Here is a 666-nt window from a genome sequence, read left to right on the forward strand (position 1 = left end):
CAGGATCCCAATGTGGTGTATGACATGAAGGCGCGGTTGGACGACATGGGCATCTACGACGCGGAAGAGGTGCGCCAGTTCGGCATTGCCATCACCGATCCCCATGTCACCCACCAGCAAATCTATCAGCTCACTCAGGCGGCCACCGACCGCTTCAACGGCCGCATGAAGATGCTCAACGACGCCATCGAAGTGTGCGAGAGGGAATACCTGATGGCCCGTGAGAGAGGCGACGAGGCAGTGGCGGAAAAGGCCGAGGCGCGACGCTCGGAGCATACCCGCGCCCGGGACGAGCTGCTGGTGTTCAGCCAGGGGTTGGGAAAGTTCGTTCGCACCTATGAGTACGTGGCCCAACTGGTGGAGTTTGGCGATCCCCAGATTGAGGCCTTCGCCGCCTTTTCCAGGCTGCTACGAAAGCGGCTCAAGGGCATGACGCCCGAACAGGTCGATCTTTCCGGGCTGGTGCTTTCCCATTACCGCCTGACCCCCCAGCAGACGAAATGGGAAGTCTGGGAAGAAGGTGGCCCCCTGAAGCCCATCGGCGGCGATCTGCGTGAAGGCAGGGACCGGGAACGCACCTATCTGCAAGAGCTGATTCAGCGCCTGAATGAAGCTTTTGGAAAGGAGATCAGCGATAAGGACAAGGTGGCCTTTGCCGTGCATATC

Annotated in this window: 1 pseudogene; it reads left to right on the top strand. The window is 59.9% G+C overall.

The features are described from left to right. Positions 1–666 (top strand): annotated as a pseudogene (locus ACOCD2_RS24405) (hypothetical protein); the annotation flags it as partial.

The sequence above is a fragment of the Thiolapillus sp. genome, from assembly GCF_048562965.1.
In the GTDB taxonomy this organism is placed as follows: Bacteria; Pseudomonadota; Gammaproteobacteria; order Chromatiales; family Chromatiaceae; genus Thiolapillus; species Thiolapillus brandeum_A.